A 23749-nucleotide genomic window follows, 5' to 3' on the forward strand; every position below is an offset into this window, starting at 1 on the left:
CGGCGTCAGCCGCGCAGCCCGGCGTGTGCCTGGTAGTTCTGGTTGCCGCCGGACAGGTTGGCGACGTCGGTGAATCCGAGGTTGCGCAGGACGTTCTGGCCGGCGTTGCCGGTGACGCCCTTGTTGCAGTAGGTGATGGTGGGAAGTGCCGGGTCGAGTTCGGCGGCGCGGGTGCGGAGGTCGGCCAGCGGGATGTGTACCGAGTCGGGAACGGCCGACTTCGCGCGGTCCTTGGCCGAGCGCACGTCGACGACCTGGATCTTCTCCCCGTCGCTGCGGCGTCGGTCGAGCTCGGCGGGGGTGATCAGGGGGGCCCGGCCGTGGATCGCGTTCGCCAGGGCCATCCCGGTGTAGTGCACCGGGTCCTTGGTGGTGGCGTAGGTGGGGGAGTAGGCCAGGTCGAGGTGGAACAGGTCGGCGACGTCGGCGCCGAACGTGATGGCGGTGGCCAGGATGTCGATCCGCTTGTCCGCCCCGGACGCCCCGATCGCCTGGGCGCCGAGCAGCCGGCCCGAGGCGCGGTCGGCGACCGCCTTGATCACGAGCGGACGGCCGCCCAGGTACTCGGGGCGGTCGGGCTTGATGTTGTGCAGCACCTCGACGTCGTATCCGGCGGTGCGGGCCTGCTGCTCGGTCAGGCCCGTCTGGGCGACTCCCAGGTCGAAGACCCGCACCACCGACGTGCCGAGGATGCCGCGATGCTCCAGCGTTCCGCCGGTCATGGCGTCCCCGGCGATCCGGCCGGTCTTGTTCGCCGTCGAACCCAACGGCACCCACACGGGGTCTCTCGTGATCGCGTGAAAGGACTCCGAGACGTCCCCGACCGCCCACACGTGGTCCACGGTGGTGCGCTGCCGCCGGTCAACGGCCACCGCGCCGGTGGGCCCGAGCTCGGCGCCGGCCTGCCGCGCGAGCTCGGTGTTCGGGCGTACGCCCACCGAGGCGATCACCAGGTCGGTGGCCACGTGCTCGGTGGCGCCGTCGGGCCCGAGCAGGTCCGCGCCGGTCACGCCGTCGTGGTCGCCGCGGATTTCCGTGACCGTCGTGGAAAGGCGCAGGTCGACGCCGTGCTTGCGCAGTTCGGCGTCCACCCGGGCCGACATGTCCGGATCCATGCGGGGCATCGCGTGCCCGGCGGCCTCGACCACGGTCACCTTCAGGCCGCGGAGGGTCAGCTGTTCGGCCATCTCCAGGCCGATGTACCCGGCACCGATGATCAGGGCGCGGCGGGCATCCCGCTCGGTGATCCAGGTGTCGATCGCGCGCGCGTGGGACGGGGCGCGCACCGGGAACACGCCGGGCGAGTCCACACCGGGGATCGACGGGGTCACGGGGCGCACACCCGTGGCGAGCACGAGCTCGTCGTAGCCGTCCTCGAACATGCGGCCCGTGGCCAGGTCGCGCACCGTCACCGTGCGAGCCGCGGCGTCGACCGCGACGACCTCGTGACCGGTGCGTACCTCGACGCCGTACCGCTCGGCGAACCAGGCCGCATCCCGCGGGGTGAGCTGGTCGACGCGCTCGACCTCACCGCCCACGAAGTACGGCAGCCCGCATCCCGAGTAGGAGATGTCGAGGTCACGCTCGTACACGGTGATGCGGGCGGCCTCGGTGTTGCGGCGGGCCTTCGCGGCGGCCGACGTCCCGGCCGCGACCGCGCCGACGACGACGATCCGCAGGCCCGGCGCTTCCTCATCCGTGGAGTTCTCCGTCATCGCCAGGGACTCCGTTGTCATCGCCAGGACCTCCGCTGCATCGACATACTTCTATATTGACAGGAGTCGATGCAGGATGCAACCGGGTCGTGCCCGGCGCGGCGCACCTGAGGTTCGTGGCGGGTGCCCGTTGCGGTTCGCCGTCGAACCGCAGGGACACGCCGATGAACCAGCAAACTGTCGGCGTGTCCCTGCGGTTCGACGGCGGGGGGGGCGGCATTACGGTGCGGTTTGCGCGCCGAGGAGCGTCACGCGACACCGGTGGGACCCGGGCTGCCGGCGCGCCGGGGCGGCCCGTGGTCCGGGTCCGTCGTTGCGGGGTCAGGCGTCTTCGGGGCCGCCGTCGCCGAGGGCGAGCGCCTCGACTCCGGCGACGAGCATCGTGACGAGTGCGTCGAAGCTGCGGTCGACGTCCTCGCGCATCCGGAACCCGCCGCCGAGCTCCAGCAGGACGAACCCGTGCACGCCGGACCGCACGGCGCGGATCGCGTCGATGAGCCGGTCGTCGGGGAGGCCGAAGCCTTGGAGCACGGACGCGACGGCCCGGACGCTCTCGGTCCCCGCCTCCCGGAGCGGGGCGTCCGCGGGATCGTCGGGGTCGGCGCCGATCTGGGTGGCGGCGTACCGCCCCGGGTGCCCGACGGCGTAGTCGCGCCAGGCGTACCCGAGCGCGTGGAGCGCGTCGGCCCCGGCCCGCCCGACGGTCGCGGCCGTCCCGGCGGCGGTCAGTTCCCGGACGGCGACCACGGCGATCTCGCGCCGGAGCGCGGCGAGCGAGCCCACGTGCTTGTACAGGCTCGGCGGCGCGACGCCGGCCTCGGCGGCGACCTTCGCGAGCGTGAGGTCGGCGAACCCGCGTGGTCCGGACGCGTCGACGACGTCGCACGCGAGCCGCACCACGGCGTCGTGCGAGAGCCCGGCCCTAGGCAACGTGACCGCCGCCCCGCGCGGGTCGCGCCGCGGGGTCCCCGAGCCCGTCGAGGAACGTCAGCACGGCGGGGACGACGACATCGGGCGCCTGGTGCTGCGGGTAGTGCCCGGTCTCGGGGACGAGGAGGCCGTCCGCGCCGAGCGTGGCGGTGATCCGGTCGAGCTCGGCCGCGGGGTCCGGGTAGTCGGGGTCGAGCTCGCCGACGACGACGAGCGCCGGGGCGCGGACCTCGTCCACGCGCGCCTCGACGACCGAGTGGTCGAGGGCCACCGCGAGGTGCCGGAACGACCTCAGGTGTCCGGGCTCGCGCATCGCCTGGCGCACGGCGGCGACGTGCGCGCCGTGCCGTGCGGAGCGGCGCCCCTTCGTGATCGACGAGTAGTAGGACGCCCACGCGGCCGCGCCCCACGGCCCGGTGAAGAGTACGCGATAGAGCACCCGCAGGAGCCGCTGCGTGGCGGGCGAGACGGGCTCCCGCAGGAAGGGGCTGATCAGGACCAGGCCCCGGACCAGGTCGGGGCGCTCGGCGGCGGCCCAGGCGGCGGCCGAGGCGCCCATGGAGTTCCCGAGCAGCACGGCCGGTCCCGCGTCGAGGTGCTCGACGAGCGCGAGCAGGTCCGCGCCGGTCGTGTCGTCGCCGTGGTCGCGGAAGGTCGTGTCGGAGTCGCCGTGGCCGCGCAGGTCGGTGACCACGACGCGGTACCCGGCGTCGGTCAGCGCGGGGACCACGTCGTCGTACGTGGAGCGGAGGTCGCCCATGCCGGGCGCGGCCACGACGAGCGGGCCGGATCCGGAGTCGGTGAACGCGATGGCGCCCTCGGGGCGCCTCAGGAAGCTCGGGTTTCTAGCCATAGCCGGAAAGCTACACCCATTAGCTAATGAGCGCAAGGGGTCACCCGGGCGTGGCAGGCAGCCGACCGCATCGGCCTACCCGCGCGGCAGCCGGGTGAGGTGGGCCTCGTTGCCTGTCAGCCCCGGGGAGATCTCCGGACGGAGCGCGTAGTCCTCGCCGTAGTCGCCGCCGGCGAGCGTGCGGTAGGGGATCGGCGCCTCGCTCCCGGCCCCGTGGACCCGCTCGACCAGCCGGCCCACCTCCCGCTCGAACTGCCCGCCGGGCCAGTGGTGCACGCTGCTGAGCAGGTGGGCCGGCAGGGGTGCGGTCCCCGTGTAGTGGAACGTGCCGTGCAGCACCGGCCAGAGCACGTCGTCGATGTGCCCGCTGATACCGCGGGGCCCGAGGGCGCCGGTCCGGTCGCCCGCGCTGACCACCGCCAGGCCGCGTCGCCCCGCCAGCCCGCCGTCGCCGAACTTCCGGACACGCCCGGTGGCGGGATCGGTGACCCCGAACGCGAACCCGTTCACGAGGGTGCGGTCGATCCAGCCCTTGAGGATCGCGGGGACGCCGTACCACCACAGCGGGAACTGCAGGACGAGCAGGTCGGAGCCGAGGATCTTCGCCTGCTCGGCACGGATGTCCGCCGAGAGGCGTCCGGTCTCGTGCCCGGTGCGCTGCCAGTCCGAGACCGGGGTGCCCGGCGCGGGCGGGTCGCCGAGCAGGTCCGCCGTGCTCAGCACCGGATCGAATCCCATCCGGTACAGGTCCGACTCGACGACGTCGTGTCCCAGGCCGCGCAGGCGCGGGACGACGGCGTCGCGCAGCTTCCCGTTGAGGGAGGCGGGGTCGGGATGGGCGAGGACCCAGAGGATGCGCACGGAGTGCTCCTTGACGTGATGGCCGGACAGGATGCCTCCAGCCTCACGCCACGCTACCGTTGTGACAAGTACGTACATCGCCGTCCAGTAGTGACGGAATGGATAGTGTGCAGGTCAGGGCGGTGAACGAACCGGAGCAGTGAACAAGGGAGGACGCCATGGCGGTCAAGGAGACGGCTCAGCCGACGACGGCGGAGCCGACGGCGCCGGTCCCGGGCAGGGAGCCGGCCGAGGCGGGAGTGCGGGCCCCGGATCGGACGGCGGAGGAGGCGGCAGGGACGGCACCTCCCGTGATGCGCGAACCCGTGATGGGCGAGCCGGTGATGCGCGAGCCCGTGCGGCGCGCGGCGGAGGCGTGCCCGGTGGAGGTCGCGATCGCCGTCGTCGGCGGTTCGTGGAAGATGACCGTGGTCAAGCACCTGCTCGGCGGCCCGCTGCGGTTCGGCGTGCTGAACCGCGCCGTCGGCCCCGTGACGCCTCGCGTGCTGACCCGGCAGCTTCGCGACCTGGAGGCGGACGGCATCGTGCACCGCGAGGTGTACCCGGAGGTGCCGCCGCGGGTCGAGTACTCCCTCACCCCGCTGGGCGAGTCCCTCGCCGGACTGGTCGAGAGCCTGGACGCCTGGGGCACCTCCTACGCCGCACGGCTGGCGGCGTCCGTGCCCGGTGCCCGCTCCCGGTGAATTCACCGCCGCACCATCCGGCCCGTGAGATCTCCGTACCAGAGAGGTTACGCGCGCGGGTTTCGGGGGAAACCGCCGGCGCGGGAGCCTCGGGGACAGGCCCGAAACCCCGGCCCGCACCCGCGGGCCTCGACCGTCCCGGAGATCCCATGTCCTACGTCAAACCGGCCGACCTCGTCACCGCCATGGTCGACGCCGGCCGCTCCAAGGTGTTCCTGACCACCCGCGAGACCCTCGTGCGCGCCTTCATGGGCGGCGCGATCCTGGCGCTCGCCGCCGCGTTCGCGGTCACGGTCTCCGTCCGCACCGAGAACCCGCTGGCGGGCGCGATCCTGTTCCCGGTCGGCTTCATCCTGCTCTACCTGATGGGCTTCGACCTGCTCACCGGCGTGTTCACCCTGGTCCCGCTCGCGTGGCTGGACCGGGCGCCCGGGGTGACCTGGCCCGCGATGCTCCGCAACTGGGGACTGGTGTTCGTCGGGAACTTCGCCGGGGCGTTCCTGGTCGCCGTGCTCATGGCGATCTACTTCACCTTCGGCTTCTCGTCCGAGCCGGACGCCGTCGGGCAGGCGATCGGCACCATCGGTGAGGGCCGTACCGTCGGCTACGCCGACCACGGCGCCGCGGGCATGCTGACGCTGTTCGTGCGCGGGGTGCTGTGCAACTGGATGGTCTCCACGGGCGTGGCCGCCGCGATGATCAGCAAGAGCGTGATGGGCAAGGTCATCACGATGTGGATGCCCATCATGCTGTTCTTCTACATGGGCTTCGAGCACTCCATCGTGAACATGTTCCTGTTCCCGTCCGGCCTGCTGCTCGGTGCCGACTTCACGGTCAGCGACTACCTGCTGTGGAACGAGATCCCGACGGTCGTGGGGAACCTCGTGGGTGGCTTCACGTTCGTGGGCCTGACGCTCTACCTGGCCCACGGCCGGCGCGGGGGCACCGCGGGGGCGCCGTCCGCGCCGGCGTCGCCGGACCTGGAGAAGGAGCTCGTGCACTGAGGGGGTGGGCGGCGGGCCTCAGCCCGCCGCCACCCACTTGTCCTCCGGGTCGTTGAACATGTGCGACTCGATCAGTTCGTGTCGCTGCAGGTAGGTGGTCGCCATGGCCTGGATCGTCGCGGCGATCGGTAGTGCGAGGAACGCTCCCAGCGCGCCGAACACCGCGCCGAAGGCCAGCACCACGAGCAGGCTGACCGCCGCGTTCATCTCCAGCGCCCGCTCCGACAGCATGGGTGCCAGCCAGAGGTTCTCCACCTGCTGGTAGGCCACCACGAACAGGAGTACGGCACCGGCCTGCCACAGACCCTGCCCGGTGAGCGCCACCATGATGGGCAGCGCGCCGCCGAGGTAGGCGCCGATGGTCGGCACGAACTGCGAGACCACGCCGACGAACACCGCGAGCGGGATGGCGTACGGCGTGCGCAGGATCAGCAGGAAGACACAGGTCACGACCGTGGAGATCAGGGCGAGCACGAGCCGGGTGTCGATGTAGTCGGACACCTTGCGCTGCACCACCTCCCACAGGTGCAGCACCTCGTCCTGATGGCCGGTGGGCACCCAGCGGCACACGGCGCGCCGGAACCGCGGGCCGGCGGCGAGCAGGTAGAACGCGACCAGCAGGATGGTGATGCTCCAGAACAGCCCGCTGAGCAGGGCGCTGCCGACCACGAGCGCGCTGGCGGCGAGGTCGCTCCCGAACTGGTCGAGGCCTTCGCCGACCAGGTCGTCCGGTGCGGGCAGCGGAAGGTCGACGAACCCGAGGATGAAGCTGCGCAGGGTCCCGTAGTACTCGGGCAGGGTCCCGCCGAGCTCGACGAGCTGCTGCACGAACAGGTTCCCGAACAGCGCCATGACGCCGACGATCGCGGCGAGCGAGCCGAGCAGCGTGACCGCCGCCGCGGCCGGGCGCTTCCAGCCGCGCCGCACCAGCCACACCGTCGCGGGTTCGAGCGCGAGCGACAGGAAGAACGCGATGAGGATCGCCACCCACAGGCTCTTGAGCGCGCCGAGCGCGTTCCACGCGAAGATCCCCACGAACACCGCGACGATTCCCAGGGCCAGGGCTCGCGGCAGCCATCGCGGCGGGTGCGTGGACCCGGCCGTCCCGGGCGTGGGCTTGTCCTGCCCGGGGGCGGGCGTGGTGGGGTCGGCGCGGTCGGCGTCCTGCGCGGCGCCGTCGGTGCCGGGGGCCGGATCGCCGTGCGCGGCCCCGTCCGGCTGTTCGGGGCCGTCGGTGGTGGCGGTGTCGGGCGGCCCGACGGCGTGGCGGGCGTCGTCGGCGCCTTCGTCGAGGTGCGTGGAGCTGGCAGTCATGGGCCGTCACCGTAGCGGGAGTATGTGACATCAAGGAGAAAAGTCCGCCACCCGCCGTCGGGCCTCCTTTTTTGACTCATTCAAGAAAAGGGGCGAGAATGGGGCGGTGAGCACGACCGAGGGGATGCGGCAGCGGCTGCGTGAGGCGGGTCTGCGCGTGACCCGGCCCCGCGTGGCGGTGCTGGCCGCCGTGGCGGGCCATCCGCACGCCGACGCCGGCGAGTTGCTGGCCGCGGCGCGCGAGGACCTGCCCGAGGTGTCCCACCAGGCCGTCTACGACTCGCTGCACACCCTGACCGCCGCCGGGCTGGTGCGCTGCATCCAGCCGTCGGGGGCCACGGCCCGGTACGAGACGCGGGTCGGGGACAACCATCACCACCTGGTGTGCCGGCACTGCGGCGCGATCGTCGACGTCGACTGCGAGGTCGGTGAGGCGCCGTGCCTGATCCCGCCCGACGACCACGGATACGCCGTGGACGAGGCCGAGATCGTCTACTGGGGACTGTGCCCCGAGTGTCGTGCCACGACCGAATGAGCGTACCTGGAAGGAAGTCCCATGTCTGAGAGCACGGCTGAGACCACGCCCGTGGCCCCGACCGAGAGCACGCCGGCGGCCACGCCCGAGTCCGCCGGGGGCAAGTGCCCCGTGGCGCACGGCACGCGTGTGCACCCGACGCACGGCGACGCCAACGCCGAGTGGTGGCCGAACCGGCTGAACCTGAAGATCCTGGCCAAGCACACCACCGCGCGCGACCCGCTCGACCCGGACTTCGACTACCAGGCCGCCTTCGAGGCTCTCGACCTGGACGCGGTCAAGGCGGACCTGACGGCCGTCATGACGGACTCCCAGGACTGGTGGCCGGCGGACCACGGGCACTACGGCGGTCTGATGGTCCGCATGGCCTGGCACTCCGCGGGCACCTACCGGTCGCACGACGGCCGCGGGGGCGGCGGCGCGGGCCAGCAGCGGTTCGCCCCGCTGAACTCCTGGCCCGACAACGGCAACCTGGACAAGGCGCGCCGCCTGCTGTGGCCGGTGAAGAAGAAGTACGGCCAGGCGATCTCCTGGGCGGACCTGATGATCCTGGCCGGCAACGTGGCGCTGGAGTCGATGGGCTTCAAGACGTTCGGCTTCGCCGGCGGGCGCCCCGACGTGTGGGAGGCCGACGACGACGTCTACTGGGGCCCGGAGAAGGTCTGGCTGGACGACGAGCGCTACACGGGTGACCGTGACCTGGAGGCGCCGCTCGCCGCGGTCCAGATGGGGCTGATCTACGTCAACCCGGAGGGCCCGAACGGCAACGGGGACCCCGTCTCCGCGGCCCGCGACATCCGCGAGACGTTCCGCCGGATGGGCATGAACGACGAGGAGACCGTGGCGCTCATCGCCGGTGGTCACTCCTTCGGCAAGACGCACGGCGCCCACCCGGACGACCAGCTCGGCCCGGACCCGGAGGCCGCGCCGCTGGAGGCCCAGGGCTTCGGCTGGAAGAACGGCCACGGCACCGGTGTCCTGGAGGACGCGCTCACCTCCGGCCTGGAGGTCACCTGGACGCAGACCCCGGCGCGGTGGAGCAACTCCTTCTTCGAGAACCTGTTCGCGTACGAGTGGGAGCAGACCACCTCCCCGGCCGGCGCGATCCAGTGGGTGGCGAAGGACGCCGAGGCCGTCATCCCCGCGCCGAACGAGGGTGGCGCCAAGCGGCTGCCGACCATGCTCACCACCGACCTGTCGCTGCGGATGGACCCGGCGTACGAGGCGATCTCGCGACGTTTCCTGGCGGACCAGGACGCGTTCGCGGACGCGTTCGCGCGCGCCTGGTTCAAGCTGACGCACCGCGACATGGGCCCCAAGGCCCGGTACCTCGGCCCCGAGGTCCCGGCCGAGGACCTGCCCTGGCAGGACCCGCTGCCGTCGGCGCCCGAGCGGACGGTCGGCGACGCCGAGATCGCCACGCTCAAGCAGAAGATCGCCGACTCCGGCCTGACGGTCGACCAGCTCGTCTCGACCGCCTGGAAGGCCGCGGCCACGCACCGCACGTCCGACAAGCGCGGCGGGGCGAACGGCGGCCGCATCCGCCTGGCGCCGCAGAAGGACTGGAAGGTGAACCAGCCCGAGCAGCTCGCACCGGTCATCGCGAAGCTCGAGGAGATCACGGCCGAGTTCAACGCGACGAGCGACGTGCCCGTCTCGTTCGCGGACGTGCTCGTCCTCGCCGGTGGCGTGGGCGTGGAGCAGGCCGCCAAGGCCGGCGGCGTCGACGTCGAGGTGGGCTTCACACCGGGCCGCGTGGACGCGACCCAGGAGCAGACCGACGCGGAGAACTTCGACTGGCTGGAGCCGGTGGCCGACGGGTTCCGCAACTACGACAGCGGCTTCCTCAAGCTGCCGAGCGAGTACCTGCTCATCGACCGCGCCAACCTGCTCGGCCTCACCGCCCCCGAGATGACGGTCCTGGTCGGCGGCCTGCGCGTGCTGGGCAACAACTGGGACGGGTCCACCCTCGGCGTCCTCACCGAGGCACCCGGCACGCTGACGAACGACTTCTTCGCCAACATGCTCGAACTCGGCATCGAGTGGAAGCCGGACGCCGAGGAGAAGACCTACACGTCCGGTGACGGCAGGTGGACGGCCTCCCGCGTCGACCTCGTGTTCGGCTCGAACTCCGAGCTGCGCGCCCTGGCCGAGGTGTACGCCTCCGACGACGCCCGGGAGAAGTTCGCACGCGACTTCGCCGCCGCGTGGCAGAAGGTCATGGAGCTGGACCGCTTCGACCTGAAGAAGTAGCCCGCCCGGGCAGGGGATGCCGTCGGTCCGATGTCCGGGCGGCCCGGACATCGGACCGGCGGCCGCGATGTGTTCAGCCGCCGCCGCAATCTCTGAAGAAATTGCAGGTCAGGACGCAACGAAACACCCCCGTGGTGCAACGTCGCGCCCGATAGCGTCGCCGCCATGACGTACACAGCTACGCGCCATGCCGCGAACCGGCACTTCCTCATGTGCCCACCCGAGCACTTCGACGTCGTCTACGCCATCAACCCCTGGATGGACACGAGCGTCCCCGTCGACACCGGACGCGCCCTGGCCCAGTGGGAGACCCTCAAGCAGGCCTACGAGACCCGCGGCCACACTGTCGACGTGATCGACCCCGAACCCGGTCTGCCCGACATGGTGTACGCCGCCAACGGCGGCATCGTCGTCGGCGGCCAGGCGCTCGCCGCGCGGTTCACCTACCCCGAGCGGGCCAAGGAAGGCCCCGCCTACGACGCCTGGTTCACCGGCCCCGCCGCCCTCGGACGCGGCATCACGTCCGCCGGCCAGTCGGGGGAGACCCAGGAGGGTGAGGGCGACCTGCTCCTGGTCGGCGACACGCTGCTGGCCGGCCACGGCTTCCGCACCACGCGCGCCGCCCACGACGAGGCCGCCCGCCGCCTCGGGCTCGCCGAGCGGGGGATCGACGTCGTGCCCCTCGAACTCGTCGATCCCCGCTACTACCACCTCGACACCGCCCTGGCCGTGCTCGACACCGGCGAGACCGGCAACCCGCCGCTCGTCGCCTACCTCCCGTCGGCGTTCACCGCCGAGTCCCGCGCCACGCTGGAGCGGCTCTACCCCGACGCCATCCTCGCCTCCGACGACGACGCCGCCGTGCTCGGCCTCAACGTCGTCTCCGACGGGAAGCACGTCTTCCTCACCGACCGCGCCGGCCGCCTCGCCGACGACATCGCCGCGGCCGGGTTCGACGTCGTCCCCGTCGACCTGTCCGAACTGTTCAAGGGCGGCGGCTCCGTCAAGTGCTGCACCCTCGAACTGCGTCCCGCCGTCGCCCTCGACCCGAAGGAGTCCGCATGACCACCGTCCCCTTCCTCGACGTCAAGGGCGCCGCCACCTGGGCCGCCCGCCGCGGCCCGCAAACCGTCATCGCCGGCCTCACCGACGCCATGGACCGCGACTTCGCGGCCTGGCCCGGCCTCGACAAGCGCCCCCGCATCGCCACCCACTCGGCCGAGGGCGTCATCGAGCTCATGCCCACCGCCGACGCCGAGACGTACGGCTTCAAACTCGTCAACGGCCACCCCGCCAACCCCGCCCGCGGCTTCCAGACCGTCACCGCCGTCGGCATGCTCGCCCGCGTGGACAACGGCTACCCGTCCTTCCTCGCCGAGATGACCCTGCTCACCGGGCTGCGCACCGCGGCGGCGTCGGCGCTCGCCGCGCGGTACCTGGCGCGGCGCGACTCGCGGGTCATGGCGATGATCGGCGCGGGGTCGCAGGCGGAGTTCCAGGCGCTGGGCATGCGCGCGGAGCTGGGCATCGAGACGCTGCGCGTGTTCGACGTCGACCTGGCCGCGTCCGAGAAGCTCGCGCGGCACGCGAAGGACCTCGGGTTCGACGTCGTGATCGCGGCGGACCCGGCGGAGGCCGCGCGCGGCGCCGACGTCGTCACCACGTGCACGGCGGACAAGCGCAACGCGGTGGTGCTGTCCGACGCCGCCCTGCGCGACGGCGCGAACCCCGGCGTGTTCGTCAACGCGATCGGCGGCGACTGCCCGGGCAAGACGGAGCTGGAGCCGGCCACGGTCGCGCGCGCGAGCGTCTTCGTGGAGCACACGGAGCAGACCCGCATCGAGGGCGAGATCCAGAAGCAGGCGCCCGACTTCCCGGTGACGGAGCTGTGGGAGGTCGTGACCGGACGTGCGCCGGGCCGCCGCTCGGACGACGAACTCGTGGTGTGGGACTCGGTGGGCTTCGCGGTGGAGGACTGGACCACCCTGAAGTTCGTCGCGGCCGACGTCGCGGCCTCAGCCCCCGAGCTGCTGGCCCACCTCGACCTCATCGCGGAGCCGGCGGACCCGAAGGACCTCTTCTCCTTGCTCCACGACTGAGCGGCGCCGGCGCGCCGGGCGGAGCGGGAGCGTCCTGGTGACGACCACGTCATTGTGCGGGGTGGTTGCGCTACCACCGCGCACAATGACGAGGTCGCCACCGGCGGATCAGTTCTGAGAGGCCGCGCGACGGTGCGACGCTTTTTCGAACGTCCGGCGCAGTTCGACCAATCCCGAGGCATCGCGGTAGATGGTCTGCAGCTCAGGAGCCGTGCCCGTCAGCTCCGGTGACTCGACGTAGTCGTCGTCCTCGAGTGTCTGAGAGTCCTGCGACGGCTGTCCTTCCGGCTCGATCGTGCCGTCGCCGGACATCGCGAACTCCTTGACGGTTCCGCCGATGAGCTTCAGCCTGACGTGGCGATCGTTCGGACTGAACCCGGATTCGATCTTCTCGAACTCGAAGTGGAAGCGCCTCGCGGCTCCTATCGGCTTGACCTCCTCGAAGTTCCATCGTCGGGTGTATTCGTGGAGCCCGTCGGGCAGGACGAGGAAGACGCTCAGCTCGTACCGGGAGTAGCGCCAAGGGCCCATCGCGTCGCGGGTGGACTTGACCCGGTAGCTGGAGCCGGTGGGCATCTTGGCGCTGAGCACGACGTGGGACACGATGTCACCGCGAGTCACCCCGAAGGCTTGGAGCGCCTCGTCGACGAGCAGCGTGGTATCGCATGCGAACCAGGCGGCCATCTCGGACTCGGTCGGACACGGTTCCAGCTTCTGCTTCCATCGCAGGTAGGCGTTCTGCCGCCGTTCCTGGTCGCGAGCGACGTCGACCATGTCGTCCTGGTGCCAGCGGATGTCGCGAGCGAACGCGTACCACCGCCGCACGGCGGGTCGGATGCTCAGGCTGACGGTGACGAGGGCGAGCAGGGAACTGAACCATGCGGTCTGCCATACGACGGGCATCACGACGAGTAGCGCACCTGCTGCCACCAGGCCGGACAGCAGAGCCCTGGCCTTGGTCCGCCTGGACACGGCATACCGTTCCCGGAAGTCGTACAGGTCCTCATCCGACCAACGCTTGGCGACGTCCGATGCGAGGTGGCGGATCAGCCAGGAGATCTCCTCCGCCTGGACGCTCTGATGGCGGTAGAGGCGCTCGACCTCGTTGCGCAGGTAGCGACGGACACGCTCTGTCGTGGTCAGCCAGGTGCGCCATCCGCCCGGGCGTTGCCTGAACTCGGCAGGGCGATACCGCCCGAAGTAGTACTCGAAGTACCGGGTGACCTGATGGGCGAATCCGTCGGTCCGGCCTGGCGAGTTGTTGACGATCTCGTCCTGTCCCAGTGGATCCGAGCCGCGTGCACGTTCCTCGTAGCCCAGCCGCTCGGTGCGGTAACACCATTCGAACGCCTGCCATGCCAGGAACGTGGCTCCGGCCAGGGCGATGATCGTCGCGATGATCGCCCCGGGAACCAGACTCGTCAGGGCGACCCTGACGAGGTGCCCGACACCGAGCACGACCAGCGCCGTGACCGGCAGTGCGCCGAGGACCGGCCGTACCCAGCGATGGTTCCCGCGTGGGTCGTGCAGCGTGCGGACCCGTGCGAGCGCCGGTGGGGGTTCGAAGTAGATCCAGGCCCGCTTGGCGCGCTGCTCTTTCAGCTGCCCCTCCCTGGCGTGCTCGACTGCTTCATGCCAGAGCTTCTCCTCGGCAGCGGTCTGCATCACCTGCCCCAGGTGCCTGCCGACCGACGCACGCAGGTCGTCGGGAAGGTCGAGGACACGCTTCTCGACACCCGTGACGCGCTCGCTGTCACGAGGCTCCTCGAGCAGCGACGTTGCGAGTTCGCTGACTACCGCGAGGGCCGTGACGTGATCGGCCTCCCTCTCGGTGGATCCGGGCTGGTCCGCGGCGTTTCTGTCGCGGCACCAGCTCGCGAAGCGTTGTGCCGAAGCGGCCAATGTCTCGCGCTCCTCGGCCGACAGATCCTGGATCTTGCGCTTGCTGAGCATCGCCAGGATCCAGCGGAACCGGACCTCAGCGTTGTCGTGACCGCTGTGCATCGCTCGCTGGATCTGCTTGCGAGCCTCGGTGACAGCACCGTCTTCCAGATACCGGACGCCAGCCTGATAGACGTCCTGCGGGTCGTCGCCCCTGAAGTACTGGTTGACCGTGGAGTCGCGTACGTAGTGTGCCTGGATCCCAGCGGTCCGCGCAGTGTTGCGGACGTCCTGGGTTGTCTCGTCCCACGCTGTGCCGTCCGTCATGAGAGGCCGTTCAGCGCGGCAATCAGCGCGGCGATCTTCGCGGGAACGTCGAGTGTCTCGCTCAGGAGCCCTTGAAGTTTCTTGAGGGCCCGTACCGCCTTCTTCCGCCCGGCGGATCCCTCCAGGTAGGCAGCCTCGGCCACATCGAGCTCTGCGGTCGCGTCATCGAGTGTCTCCCGGTCGATCGAGCTGTTCCGGTGCTGAAGCTCGGTCAGTTCCCGCAGTTCCTTCAGAGCGGCGGCCGGATCGACCTCGGAGCCTCGTGGCTGCGGTGACATGTTCACCACGTTCCCGGTGACATGAGCGCCCTGGATCGCTGCGGTTCCCGCCGTGTTGGTGATGTGGGTGACGGGAGTCGTGGTGTGGCGGTTACGGTCGGTCATGGAGTTCTCCTCTGCTTCCCTGGCGACGTGCACGGCGAGCTCGATGGCGAACGCGGCGGCGTTCGCGGCGGCGAGGGGCTGCCACGACCGGTCGTTGTCCGTGGTCTTCTGGCCGTCCGCGGGATCGCTGATGCCTCGGACGACGGCGACCGGGAGGTGGTTGAAGTGGCCTGCCTGGGCGATGCCGGCACCTTCCATCTCGATGGCTGCCGCATCGTTGTAGTGGCGCCGGATCAGGTCGGCCACCTGTGAGTTGCGGGAGTTCAGTACCACCTCACCGGCCGCGATGGCGCCAAACTTCACTTCGGGCAGCCCGGCACCATCCGGCAACCGCTCCCGCCAGGACGCACTGCGGTCCAGCTCATGGGCAAGCTGGTCAAGGCCGTGGGCTACCTTCCACGCCGCCGGCCGCGTCATGAAACCGTCGTCCTCGCTGGTCCCGCCGTGGTAGGCGTACACCTTGTCGGCGACGACGACGGTGCCCAGGGGCATCTCGCGGAGGCCCCCGGCGACTCCGGCGAAGATGAGGGCGTGTGGCGAGAACTTACTGATCGCGCGCTCTCCGAGCGGCCCGGAGTGTTCATTTCCGGCGCCGGTGAGACCTAGCGCGATGCGGCAGGACGTCCCGGGAACGGTGCCGACCTCGAAGCGTGTCCCGGCAGGGTGGAGGTGGGGCGTGACCTGGGTCAGGTGGCTGCGGACGGCTTTGTACTCAAGAGGTAGGGCGGTCAGGATGACGACGTGCGTTTCGCTCATCGGGCCTCCTCAGGCGCTGCGGACGGTGTCGGACGTGTCAACGGTGGGTGGAGCGTTCTTGCGGTCCCGGCGCGGTAGAGACGGGCGGGCCGTCCGGCCGTCGTGCGCCGCTCGGAGCCGGCAGGGACGATGAATCCGGTTGCTCCTTGCACTTTGCGATAGAAGTTGCGCGGATCGAGTGATACGCCCCAGACCGCCTCATAGACGCGCTGCAGATCTGTGATGGTGAAGGACTTGCCGACGAACGCCGTCGCCAGCGGGGTTCGTTCCAGCTTGTCGCGGGCGCGTTCCACGGCATCGGACACGATGTCGTGATGGTCGAACGCAAGACTCACCTGGTGATCCAGTACCTGTTCGACCGGAGTCCAGAAGGCGCTGGCAGCGTCGGTGCCAGCCACCGGCTCGGGAAGTTCCGGAGCGATCGTCAGGTAGGCGACCGAGACGATCCGCCGGCGCGGGTCACGCCCCGGAGTGCCGTAGGCGGCCAATTGCTCCATGTGGAGGTTCCCGGCCTCGAGTCCGGTCTCCTCGTACAGCTCACGGAGGGCCGCGTCGTAGATGTCCTCCTCGGCGTCCCGCAGGAAGCCACCTGGTAGGGCCCAGGAGCCCTGGAACGGTGGTTCGCCACGCTCGATGAGCAGGACCTGGAACACCGAGGCGCGGAGGGTCAGGATCACCAGGTCCACCGTGACGGCGATCTCCGGCGGAAGCCATGCCTCGTCCTCGCCTTCGTGTGATGGCATCGATCTCCTTAATGTCGAAGTGACAATAAGCGTAGATCGACGTCGCCGACCTGGCAAGGCTTGAACGTGATGCCGTTCTCGGCAGCCGGGGTGTCCGAGTGTTCACCTGTCGGACCACCGGGGCTCTTTCCGCCGACACCGAAAGTCCAGACAATATGGTGCATGTCGCGTTTAACTACCATGTTTCTGGTCGCCTGCGGGTCCGTCGTGCTACTCGGTTCCGCTGGAGTCGTCGGGCCGTCGGCGGCCGCACAGAGCCTCACGGCTGCGCGCCCCCCGGCAACGGCACCGTCGGCCGGCCTGGCCGAGCGTGCCTTTTCGTCCGCCGCCACCCCTGCCGACCTCGCCCGCCGCTGGGCACCCATCCACCGTCAGGACGTCGACCAGACCGGCTCGCACGCCCTGGGCGGGCGCAGCGACTACATCACGCGCGTCGACTTCGACGGCGACTGGAACGGCACCAACAACTGGGACAACACCGGTTCCGGGTCGCTGGACGCGTACGCCTACTGGTCCTCCGTGGAGACCGAGACCCACTGGTTCCTGACCTACATGTTCTTCCACCCGCGTGACTGGACCGACTCGTTCTTCGACACGGAGCACGAGAACGACGCCGAGGGCGTGCTGTTCGCCGTCGAGAAGGACGGCTCGCCGTACGGCAAGCTCCGGGCCGCCGTCACCGTGGCGCACACCGACTTCTACTCCTACCTGCCCGCGGGCAGCACCTGGTCCGGCGGGGGCGAGAGCGTCGACGGCACCCTCCCGATGGCGACGAACCCGCACGACGGCGCCTCCCACCCCGTCACCGCACAGGAGGCCAAGGGGCACGGGCTCAAGGCCCGCGGCGGCTACGACATCGTCGGCGACGGCGTCGTCTACCACCCGGCCGCCACCGGCGAGACGCCCGAGCACCCCGACGACCGCGACGTGCGCTACGGCCTCATCGACATCTTCGAGCCCGGTGGCCTCTGGGACCGCCGCGACGGTGCGCCGTTCGCGAGCTGGGGCACGTTCGCCGGGAACTCGTCCGGCGGCTGCGGCGACTGGGCGATCGGCTGCTCCACCAACGCGGCCAACGCCCCCTGGGGCTGGGACGACGGCGACGACGTACCCGGCCGCGGCGAGCTCGCCACCGACCCCGCCCGCGTCATGGCCGAGTACTTCACCATCCCGGGCGACTTCTCCCGCACGTACGTGAGCAACCGGTACCGCTGAGTCGGTGACCGGCCGAGGAAACCCGGCCCCTCCCGAGAGTCGCCCGGGCCACCCGCTACGTTGGGGCTCGATGGAAACCACGTCACCCGTCGGCCGTCCCGGCTCCGCGCGCGAGGTGCTCGCCGTGTTCTCGCGGCTCGGCGTCACCTCCTTCGGCGGACCCGTCGCCCACCTCGGCTACTTCCACGAGGCTTTCGTCGAGCGGCGCGGCTGGATCTCCGAACGCGCGTACGCCGACCTCGTCGCGTTCTGCCAGTTCCTGCCCGGCCCGGCATCCAGTCAGGTCGGCATGGCGATCGGCTGGCGCCGGGCCGGGATCCCGGGACTGCTCGCCGCCTGGGCCGGGTTCACCCTCCCGTCCGCGCTGCTGCTGCTCGGGTTCGCGTACGGGGTCGACGCCGTGGGCGACCTGGAGGGCGCCGGCTGGATCACCGGGCTCAAGGCGGCCGCCGTCGCCGTCGTCGCACAAGCTGTGCTCGGCATGGCGCGCAGCCTCGCGAACACGCGGGCCACCGCCACGATCGCGGGCGGCGCCGTGATCGTGCTGCTCCTGCTGCCCGCCACCGGCATGCCGCTCGCGCTGGTCCAGATCGCGGTGATCGTCGCGGCAGGGCTGGCCGGACTCTGGTGGATCGCGCCGCCGTCGTCGGCCCCGGAGGGCGCAGCGCCTGCCGACGGCGCCTTGGCGGTCGACGATCGCACGGATGGGCGCGAGGTGGGCGACGGCGGCTCGCCCACAGACGGTCGCACGGACGGCCGTTCGGGAGCCGATGACGGTGACGATGCGGATGATCGCTCGGCGACCGACGACGGCGAGCGGCTCGCCGGTGTCGTCAGCCCGGGTGCGGCCATCGCCTGCCTCGTCGCCTTCGCCCTGGCGCTCGTGTTGCTGCCGCTGTGGGCGGCGCTCGCGGGCCCGGGCGGGATCGCGGGGCTCGTCGATACCTTCTACCGGGCGGGGTCGCTCGTGTTCGGCGGCGGGCACGTCGTGCTGCCGCTGTTGCAGGCCGAGACGGCCGGCACCGTCACCCACGACGAGTTTCTCGCCGGGTACGGCGCGGCCCAGGCCGTACCGGGCCCGCTGTTCACGTTCGCCGGTTACCTGGGCGCGGTCTCGACGTCGGGGCCGGGCGGGGCGTGGGGTGCGGCGATCGCGCTGGTGGCGGTGTTCGCGCCGTCGGCCCTGCTGGTGGTGGGCGCGCTGCCGTACTGGGATCGGCTGCGCCGGGCGGCCGGTGCGCAGCGGGCGCTGGCCGGGGTGAGCGCGGGCGTGGTCGGACTGCTGGCGGCGGCGTTCTACGACCCGGTCTTCACCCAGGGCGTCCTGGCGGCGCCGTCGCCGTCGTCGGCCCTGGCACTGGTGGTGGCGGCCTACGTGGCCCTGACGCAGTGGAAGACGCCGCCCTGGGCGGTGGTCATCGGCGCGGGAGTGCTCGCCGCCTTCGTGGCGTGAGGGTCCTGTGCCTCCGTCGCCCGGACCCGTTGCCGTGCCTCCGGGCGCGGAGGGGACAAACTGCCAAGATCGGCTAGCGTACGCGCGTGTTCATCACCAATACGGAAACCGTTCCCGGAGCCCGAGTCGGCCGCGTCCTGGGCCTGGTACAGGGCAACACCGTGCGCACCAAGCATGCAGGCCGCGATCTGATGGCCGGGCTGAAGAACCTGGCCGGAGGCGAGCTGCGCGGCTATACGGAACTGCTCTCCGAGAGCCGCGCGGAGGCGACCCAGCGGATGGTCGAGGATGCCCGGCGGATGGGTGCCAACGCCGTCGTCAACGTCCGGTTCACGACCGCCTCGGTCGCGGCCGGTGCCGCCGAGATGTACGCCTACGGCACTGCCGTCGTCCTGGAGAACGCATGACCGACTCCGGTGTCGACCCGTTGGTCCTGGGCGCTGCGGTCATCCTCCTGCCGCCGCTGCTCGTCCTGCTGCTCACGGCCGCGCGCTTCGTCGTCGGGTTCGCACGCCGGGGCCGGTTGATCAGGTACCTGGACGCCGAGGAGCCGCGACTCGGCCACCTGTTCCGGACCAACGTCGAGCAGCAGCACGACGGGCCGGTCTCGCTGGTGGCCGGCAACGTGGCCTATGCCGCCGACGCCCCTTCGCGCTGGGCGGCGCAATGGCGTTCCCTGGTCGGCGGAAGGGCCGCGAGTCTCTCCCTGCAGACCGATCTGGCGCGGCGGCTCGCCGTCGTGCGCATGCTGCAGGAAGCCGAGCGGCTCAGCGCCGCCGGCGTGAGCAACGTCCGCCTGGAGACCAGCGAGCTCGCGAGCGGCGGCGGAAAGAACCCGAGGACCTTGGTGATCGAACTCCTGGCCTACGGCAACGCACTGCTGCCCCACCCCTCCCGCTGACCCCACGCCCCCACCCGAGACGGCCGCGGCGACCACGCCGCTTCGCCCGATGAGCGCGCTCCCACGGGTAGCAATGGCGTGGTCGCCGAAATGGCGTTCTCGGCGCTCGCGGGTGAGTGGCTGTGGATAGGCGGCGGAGGGTGGTTCGGGGTGGTGCGATGGGTGCATGGGCGTCCGGGTCGAGATACCGAGCGAGCTGGTCGTGGTGGCGCGGCGGCAGGCAGGTCTCGTCTCGGTGGGCCAGTGCGAGGTGAACGGAGTCGGGCCGAACGTCCGGCAGAGACTCATCACATCAGGTCAGTGGTCGAAGACCGCCCGCGGCGTCATCGACACCGGCTTGACCGATCTGGACCGCCACCCGCTGGACACCGGCCGTCTGCGCATCGCGTGGCGGGGCGTGCTGGCTGTTCGCAATTCGGCTGCGGTGAGCGTGCCCGCCTTGGCCCTGCTGGGTGCCTGGGGCCTGCCTGTCACGTTCGACCCGGAAGTGGGTCTTCCGTTCGGCCGTCACCGGAGGAGTCGTGAGGGCATCATCGTGCGGCAGTACGACTTCGAGATGTCAACCGTGATCATCGACGGATGCCGTGTCGCAACAGCGGACTGGGCCCTGGCGCAGGCCTTGCCGCGACTCGATCGGTTCACCGCGATAGCAGTCATGGACTCTCTGCGGTACCAGGGCATCCTGGACGATGCCGGCTTCGAGCGCGCCCAGAAACTCGCCCGGAGGCGGCGGGGCATCGCGGGCCGTCACGGTTGGTTCGGCGAGTCGGATCCGCGGGCCGAGTCGCCACCGGAGAGCCGCGCGAGGCTCCTGTGCGTCGACGCGGGGATGCCGCCGGACGACCTGCAGCGCGATCTTGTCGACGACGACGGCGAGTTCCTCGGACGGGGAGATCTGCTCTGGTACCTGGGCGGCGGCCGGTGGCTCGTCGTCGAGATCGACGGTGCGGAGTACCACAGCGGGGAACCGGCACTGCGCCGCGACACGGTGCGGCAGAACCGGATGATCGGCTCCGGCCGGACCACGATGCTCCGCTTCTATCCGGATGAACTGACCACCGGCCAATTCACGCCCAGGATCCGATCTGTCCTGCGATCGGAGTCCTGGTCCCCGACTCGCCCCATCCCGCCCCGCTGACCGTGCGCGTGCCGAACACGCCATTGCGCCGACCACGTCAATTCGCACGATGGTTGCGCTCTCACGGGTCATAACGGCGTGGTCGGCGCAATGGCGTGTTCGGCACGCGCACGATGTCAGGCACCGTGGTCAGGGCGCCAGTGCTGCCCGGGCCATCCGCGTCAGGAGGCCGCGCATCGCTGAGCGGCTGATGCGGGCCGAGTGGGGGGTCGAGTTGAGCAGGCCGAACGCCGCCTGGACCGCCGCCCGTGCCTGCGCCGGCGAGAGGTCCGGGCGATGCGGGCGCAGGGCGCGGGTCCACACCTCGATGTAGGCCAGCTGGCGCTCGCGGACCTGTGCCTGGGCGCGATCCCCGAGTGACCCCCACTCGCGCTCCTGGATCACGATGAGGGACGGCTGGGACAGCGCGAAGTCGGTGTGGAACGCGATCAGGGCGTCCAGGGCGTCGCCGGGGCCGTCGCCCGTGCGTGACCGCCCCTCCCGTGCCACGTCCGTGCCGGACCTCTCCCAGGAGTCGCTCGTGCCGGAGATCTCGCTGGTAGCACGCGCATCGGAGCCTTCGCGGACCACGTCCGTGCCGTCGCGGTGGTCGTCGCGGTCGCGGTCGCCCCGAACCGCGTTGCTCGCGTTGCTCCCGCTCCCGCTGCCATCGCCCGCGCTGCCGTCGTCGTCGCGGACCGCGCCCGGACGGCCGCCACCGTCCCTACCCGGCTCTGCCCCCGCCAGCGCCCGCGCTCCCTCCAGCAGCCGTTCGGAGGCGTGCAGCAGGCATTGCCCGAGGATGTCCTCCTTGCCGGTGAAGTGCTTGTACAGGGCCGGCCCGGAGATGCCGACGGCGGCCCCGATGTCGCCGACGCTCACACCGTGGAACCCGCGGGCGGCGAACAGGTCGGCCGCGGTGTCCAGGATCTGCCGGCGCCGGGGTGTCACGGCCGCAGTCTAAGCCGACGCGCCGCCGAGTGGTTAACCACCATTAACCCGGCCGGGTTATGCTGCCCCCATGGCGACCACCACTGCCGCGTCATCGGCGACGCAGCGCGACCTCGCCGCCGGGCTCCGTGAGCGGATCGCTCGCGCCGCCCAGGGCGGCCCCGCTCGATCCCGCGAGAAGCACCTGGCGCGCGGCAAACTGCTGCCCCGGGACCGCGTACGCCGCCTGCTGGACGAGGGCAGTCCCTTCCTGGAACTGTCCGCGCTCGCGGCGTACGGCATGTATGCCACCGGCGCGAGCAGCGGCTCCGCCGACAAGCCCGCCGGCACCCCCGGCGAGGCCGAGGGCCTGAGCGACGACGACTTCGCCGTCCCCGGCGCCGGCGTCATCGCGGGCATCGGCATCGTCGAGGGCCGGCACGTGATGGTGGTGTGCAACGACGCCACCGTCAAGGGCGGCACCTACTACCCGGCCACCGTCAAGAAGCACCTGCGTGCCCAGGAGATCGCCCGCGAGAACCGCCTGCCCTGCGTCTACCTCGTGGACTCCGGCGGCGCGTTCCTGCCCCTGCAGGACGAGGTGTTTCCCGACCGGGAGCACTTCGGCCGCATCTTCTACAACCAGGCCCGCCTGTCCGCCGAGCGGATCCCGCAGATCGCGGCCGTGCTCGGCTCGTGCACCGCGGGCGGCGCGTACGTCCCCGCGATGAGCGACGAGACCGTCATCGTCCGTGACCAGGGCACGATCTTCCTCGGCGGCCCGCCGCTGGTGAAGGCCGCGATCGGCGAGGTCGTCAGCCCGGAGGAGCTCGGCGGGGGCGAGCTGCACGCCCACCGCTCCGGCGTCGCCGACCACCTCGCCGACGACGACGAGCACGCCTGCGAGATCGTCCGCGACATCGTGCGCACCCTGCCCCCCGACCCGGAACCCGTCTGGGACGTGAACCCGCGCCCGCTGCCGCCGTCGTCGGACCCGGAAGGGCTGTACGACGTCGTCCCCGTGGACGTCAACGCCCCCTACGACGCCCGCGAGGTGATCTTCCGCCTGGTCGACGCCGCGCCCGAGCCCGGCCCCGACGGCCCCGTCCCCGACTGGCACGAGTTCAAGCCCGGCTACGGCACCACCCTCGTGACCGGGTTCGCGCGCCTGCACGGGCACCCCGTGGGCGTCCTCGCGAACAACGGCGTCCTGTTCGGCGAGTCCGCCCGCAAGGGCGCCCACTTCATCGAACTCGCCGACCAGCGCGGTATCCCGCTGCTGTTCCTGCAGAACATCACCGGCTTCATGGTCGGCCGCGACGCGGAGGCCGGCGGCATCGCGAAGGACGGCGCCAAGATGGTCACCGCCGTCGCCTCCACGCGCGTGCCGAAGCTGACGGTGATGGTCGGTGGCTCGTTCGGCGCCGGGAACTACTCCATGTGCGGGCGCGCCTACTCCCCGCGCTTCCTGTGGTCCTGGCCGGGCTCCCGCATCTCCGTGATGGGCGGCCCGCAGGCCGCCTCCGTGCTGTCCACGGTCAAGCGCGACCAGATCGAGGGTGCGGGCGGTACCTGGTCCGACGCCGAGCAGGCCGCCTTCGAGGCCCCCGTCCGCGACTCCTACGAACGCGCCGGCAGCCCGTACCACGCCACCGCGCGCGGCTGGGACGACGGCATCCTCGACCCGCTCGACACCCGCCGCGTCCTGGGCATGGCCCTCGACGTGTGCTCGCGGGTCCCGTTCGACGACGCCGGCGCCACCCCGCGCTTCGGCCTGTTCCGGATGTGAGGGGGAG

Annotated in this window: 21 protein-coding genes; 12 read left to right on the forward strand and 9 right to left on the reverse strand. The window is 71.2% G+C overall.

The window, feature by feature from the left end; genetic code table 11:
* Nucleotides 1-5: 5 nt before the first annotated feature.
* The 4 genes from EDD34_RS10070 to EDD34_RS10085 all read right to left on the reverse strand — a co-directional run bounded on the left by EDD34_RS10070 (nt 6) and on the right by EDD34_RS10085 (nt 4359).
* The gene (locus tag EDD34_RS10070) at nt 6-1736 is read right to left on the reverse strand and encodes an FAD-dependent oxidoreductase (RefSeq protein ID WP_246012293.1); all 1731 of its coding nucleotides are present in this window, start codon (nt 1734-1736) and stop codon (nt 6-8) included.
* Nucleotides 1737-2036: 300 nt separating this feature from the next.
* On the reverse strand, nt 2037-2645 hold the full coding sequence (locus EDD34_RS10075) for a TetR/AcrR family transcriptional regulator (RefSeq protein ID WP_123814438.1): 609 nt from the start codon (nt 2643-2645) through the stop codon (nt 2037-2039).
* Complete coding sequence (locus EDD34_RS10080) at nt 2638-3498, reverse strand: alpha/beta fold hydrolase (RefSeq protein WP_123814439.1); 861 nt, start codon at nt 3496-3498, stop codon at nt 2638-2640. Before EDD34_RS10080 ends, EDD34_RS10075 begins: the two co-directional genes overlap by 8 nt.
* Nucleotides 3499-3573: 75 nt before the next feature.
* Nucleotides 3574-4359, reverse strand: a complete 786-nt coding sequence (locus tag EDD34_RS10085; RefSeq protein ID WP_211341551.1) for an NAD(P)H-dependent oxidoreductase — start codon at nt 4357-4359, stop codon at nt 3574-3576.
* Nucleotides 4360-4517: 158 nt separating this feature from the next.
* Between EDD34_RS10085 and EDD34_RS10090 the strand changes: the two genes are divergently transcribed.
* Nucleotides 4518-5042: a winged helix-turn-helix transcriptional regulator gene (locus EDD34_RS10090; protein WP_246012295.1), complete on the forward strand. Its 525-nt coding sequence runs from the start codon at nt 4518-4520 to the stop codon at nt 5040-5042.
* 149 nt (nt 5043-5191) lie between these two features.
* Complete coding sequence (locus EDD34_RS10095) at nt 5192-6046, forward strand: formate/nitrite transporter family protein (RefSeq protein WP_123814441.1); 855 nt, start codon at nt 5192-5194, stop codon at nt 6044-6046.
* A gap of 18 nt (nt 6047-6064) precedes the next feature.
* Here EDD34_RS10095 and EDD34_RS10100 read toward each other — a convergent pair whose 3' ends face one another.
* Nucleotides 6065-7360, reverse strand: a complete 1296-nt coding sequence (locus tag EDD34_RS10100; protein ID WP_211341552.1) for an AI-2E family transporter — start codon at nt 7358-7360, stop codon at nt 6065-6067.
* A gap of 124 nt (nt 7361-7484) precedes the next feature.
* On the opposite strand from EDD34_RS10100, the gene EDD34_RS10105 reads away from it, so the two are divergent.
* From EDD34_RS10105 to EDD34_RS10120, 4 genes are all read left to right on the forward strand, one after another.
* Nucleotides 7485-7895, forward strand: a complete 411-nt coding sequence (locus EDD34_RS10105) for a Fur family transcriptional regulator (RefSeq protein WP_123816457.1) — start codon at nt 7485-7487, stop codon at nt 7893-7895.
* A gap of 21 nt (nt 7896-7916) precedes the next feature.
* Complete coding sequence (gene katG / locus EDD34_RS10110) at nt 7917-10148, forward strand: catalase/peroxidase HPI (protein ID WP_123814442.1); 2232 nt, start codon at nt 7917-7919, stop codon at nt 10146-10148.
* Between the two features lie 165 nt (nt 10149-10313).
* Entirely contained in the window at nt 10314-11213 is a 900-nt protein-coding gene (gene ddaH / locus EDD34_RS10115; protein ID WP_123814443.1) for a dimethylargininase, read from the forward strand.
* Complete coding sequence (locus EDD34_RS10120) at nt 11210-12247, forward strand: ornithine cyclodeaminase (protein ID WP_123814444.1); 1038 nt, start codon at nt 11210-11212, stop codon at nt 12245-12247. Before ddaH ends, EDD34_RS10120 begins: the two co-directional genes overlap by 4 nt.
* 108 nt (nt 12248-12355) lie before the next feature.
* On the opposite strand, the gene EDD34_RS10125 is transcribed toward EDD34_RS10120, so the two are convergent.
* Genes EDD34_RS10125 through EDD34_RS10135 form a run of 3 tightly spaced genes read right to left on the reverse strand, consistent with a single transcriptional unit; the run spans nt 12356 to nt 16271 of the window.
* Nucleotides 12356-14455 carry a YbaN family protein gene (locus tag EDD34_RS10125; RefSeq protein WP_123814445.1) on the reverse strand — a complete coding sequence of 700 codons (2100 nt, stop codon included), beginning with the start codon at nt 14453-14455 and terminating at the stop codon, nt 12356-12358.
* Nucleotides 14452-15594: a 5'-methylthioadenosine/S-adenosylhomocysteine nucleosidase family protein gene (locus EDD34_RS10130; protein WP_123814446.1), complete on the reverse strand. Its 1143-nt coding sequence runs from the start codon at nt 15592-15594 to the stop codon at nt 14452-14454. The genes EDD34_RS10125 and EDD34_RS10130 overlap by 4 nt, the downstream gene beginning before the upstream one ends.
* The gene (locus tag EDD34_RS10135; protein ID WP_246012296.1) at nt 15591-16271 is read right to left on the reverse strand and encodes an NUDIX hydrolase; all 681 of its coding nucleotides are present in this window, start codon (nt 16269-16271) and stop codon (nt 15591-15593) included. Before EDD34_RS10135 ends, EDD34_RS10130 begins: the two co-directional genes overlap by 4 nt.
* Before the next feature lie 228 nt (nt 16272-16499).
* Here EDD34_RS10135 and EDD34_RS10140 point away from each other — a divergent pair, with 228 nt between their 5' ends.
* The 5 genes from EDD34_RS10140 (at nt 16500) to EDD34_RS10160 (ending at nt 21044) form a co-directional block, all read left to right on the forward strand.
* The gene (locus EDD34_RS10140) at nt 16500-17552 is read left to right on the forward strand and encodes a hypothetical protein (protein WP_246012298.1); all 1053 of its coding nucleotides are present in this window, start codon (nt 16500-16502) and stop codon (nt 17550-17552) included.
* A gap of 70 nt (nt 17553-17622) precedes the next feature.
* A complete protein-coding gene (locus tag EDD34_RS10145; RefSeq protein ID WP_123814448.1) occupies nt 17623-19005 on the forward strand; it encodes a chromate transporter in 1383 nt (460 codons plus the stop codon).
* A gap of 86 nt (nt 19006-19091) precedes the next feature.
* Complete coding sequence (locus EDD34_RS10150; RefSeq protein ID WP_123814449.1) at nt 19092-19412, forward strand: YbjQ family protein; 321 nt, start codon at nt 19092-19094, stop codon at nt 19410-19412.
* A complete protein-coding gene (locus EDD34_RS10155) occupies nt 19409-19906 on the forward strand; it encodes a YbjQ family protein (RefSeq protein ID WP_123814450.1) in 498 nt (165 codons plus the stop codon). Before EDD34_RS10150 ends, EDD34_RS10155 begins: the two co-directional genes overlap by 4 nt.
* A gap of 166 nt (nt 19907-20072) precedes the next feature.
* Nucleotides 20073-21044, forward strand: a complete 972-nt coding sequence (locus EDD34_RS10160) for a hypothetical protein (protein ID WP_123814451.1) — start codon at nt 20073-20075, stop codon at nt 21042-21044.
* Between the two features lie 129 nt (nt 21045-21173).
* Here the strand turns inward: EDD34_RS10160 and EDD34_RS21510 are convergent, their stop codons facing one another.
* On the reverse strand, nt 21174-21974 hold the full coding sequence (locus tag EDD34_RS21510; protein ID WP_342774822.1) for a TetR/AcrR family transcriptional regulator: 801 nt from the start codon (nt 21972-21974) through the stop codon (nt 21174-21176).
* A 70-nt stretch (nt 21975-22044) separates the two neighbouring features.
* Here EDD34_RS21510 and EDD34_RS10175 point away from each other — a divergent pair, with 70 nt between their 5' ends.
* Nucleotides 22045-23742, forward strand: a complete 1698-nt coding sequence (locus EDD34_RS10175) for a carboxyl transferase domain-containing protein (protein WP_123814452.1) — start codon at nt 22045-22047, stop codon at nt 23740-23742.
* The last annotated feature ends 7 nt before the right edge of the window (nt 23743-23749 follow it).

The sequence above is a fragment of the Myceligenerans xiligouense genome (assembly GCF_003814695.1).
GTDB lineage: Bacteria > Actinomycetota > Actinomycetes > Actinomycetales > Cellulomonadaceae > Myceligenerans > Myceligenerans xiligouense.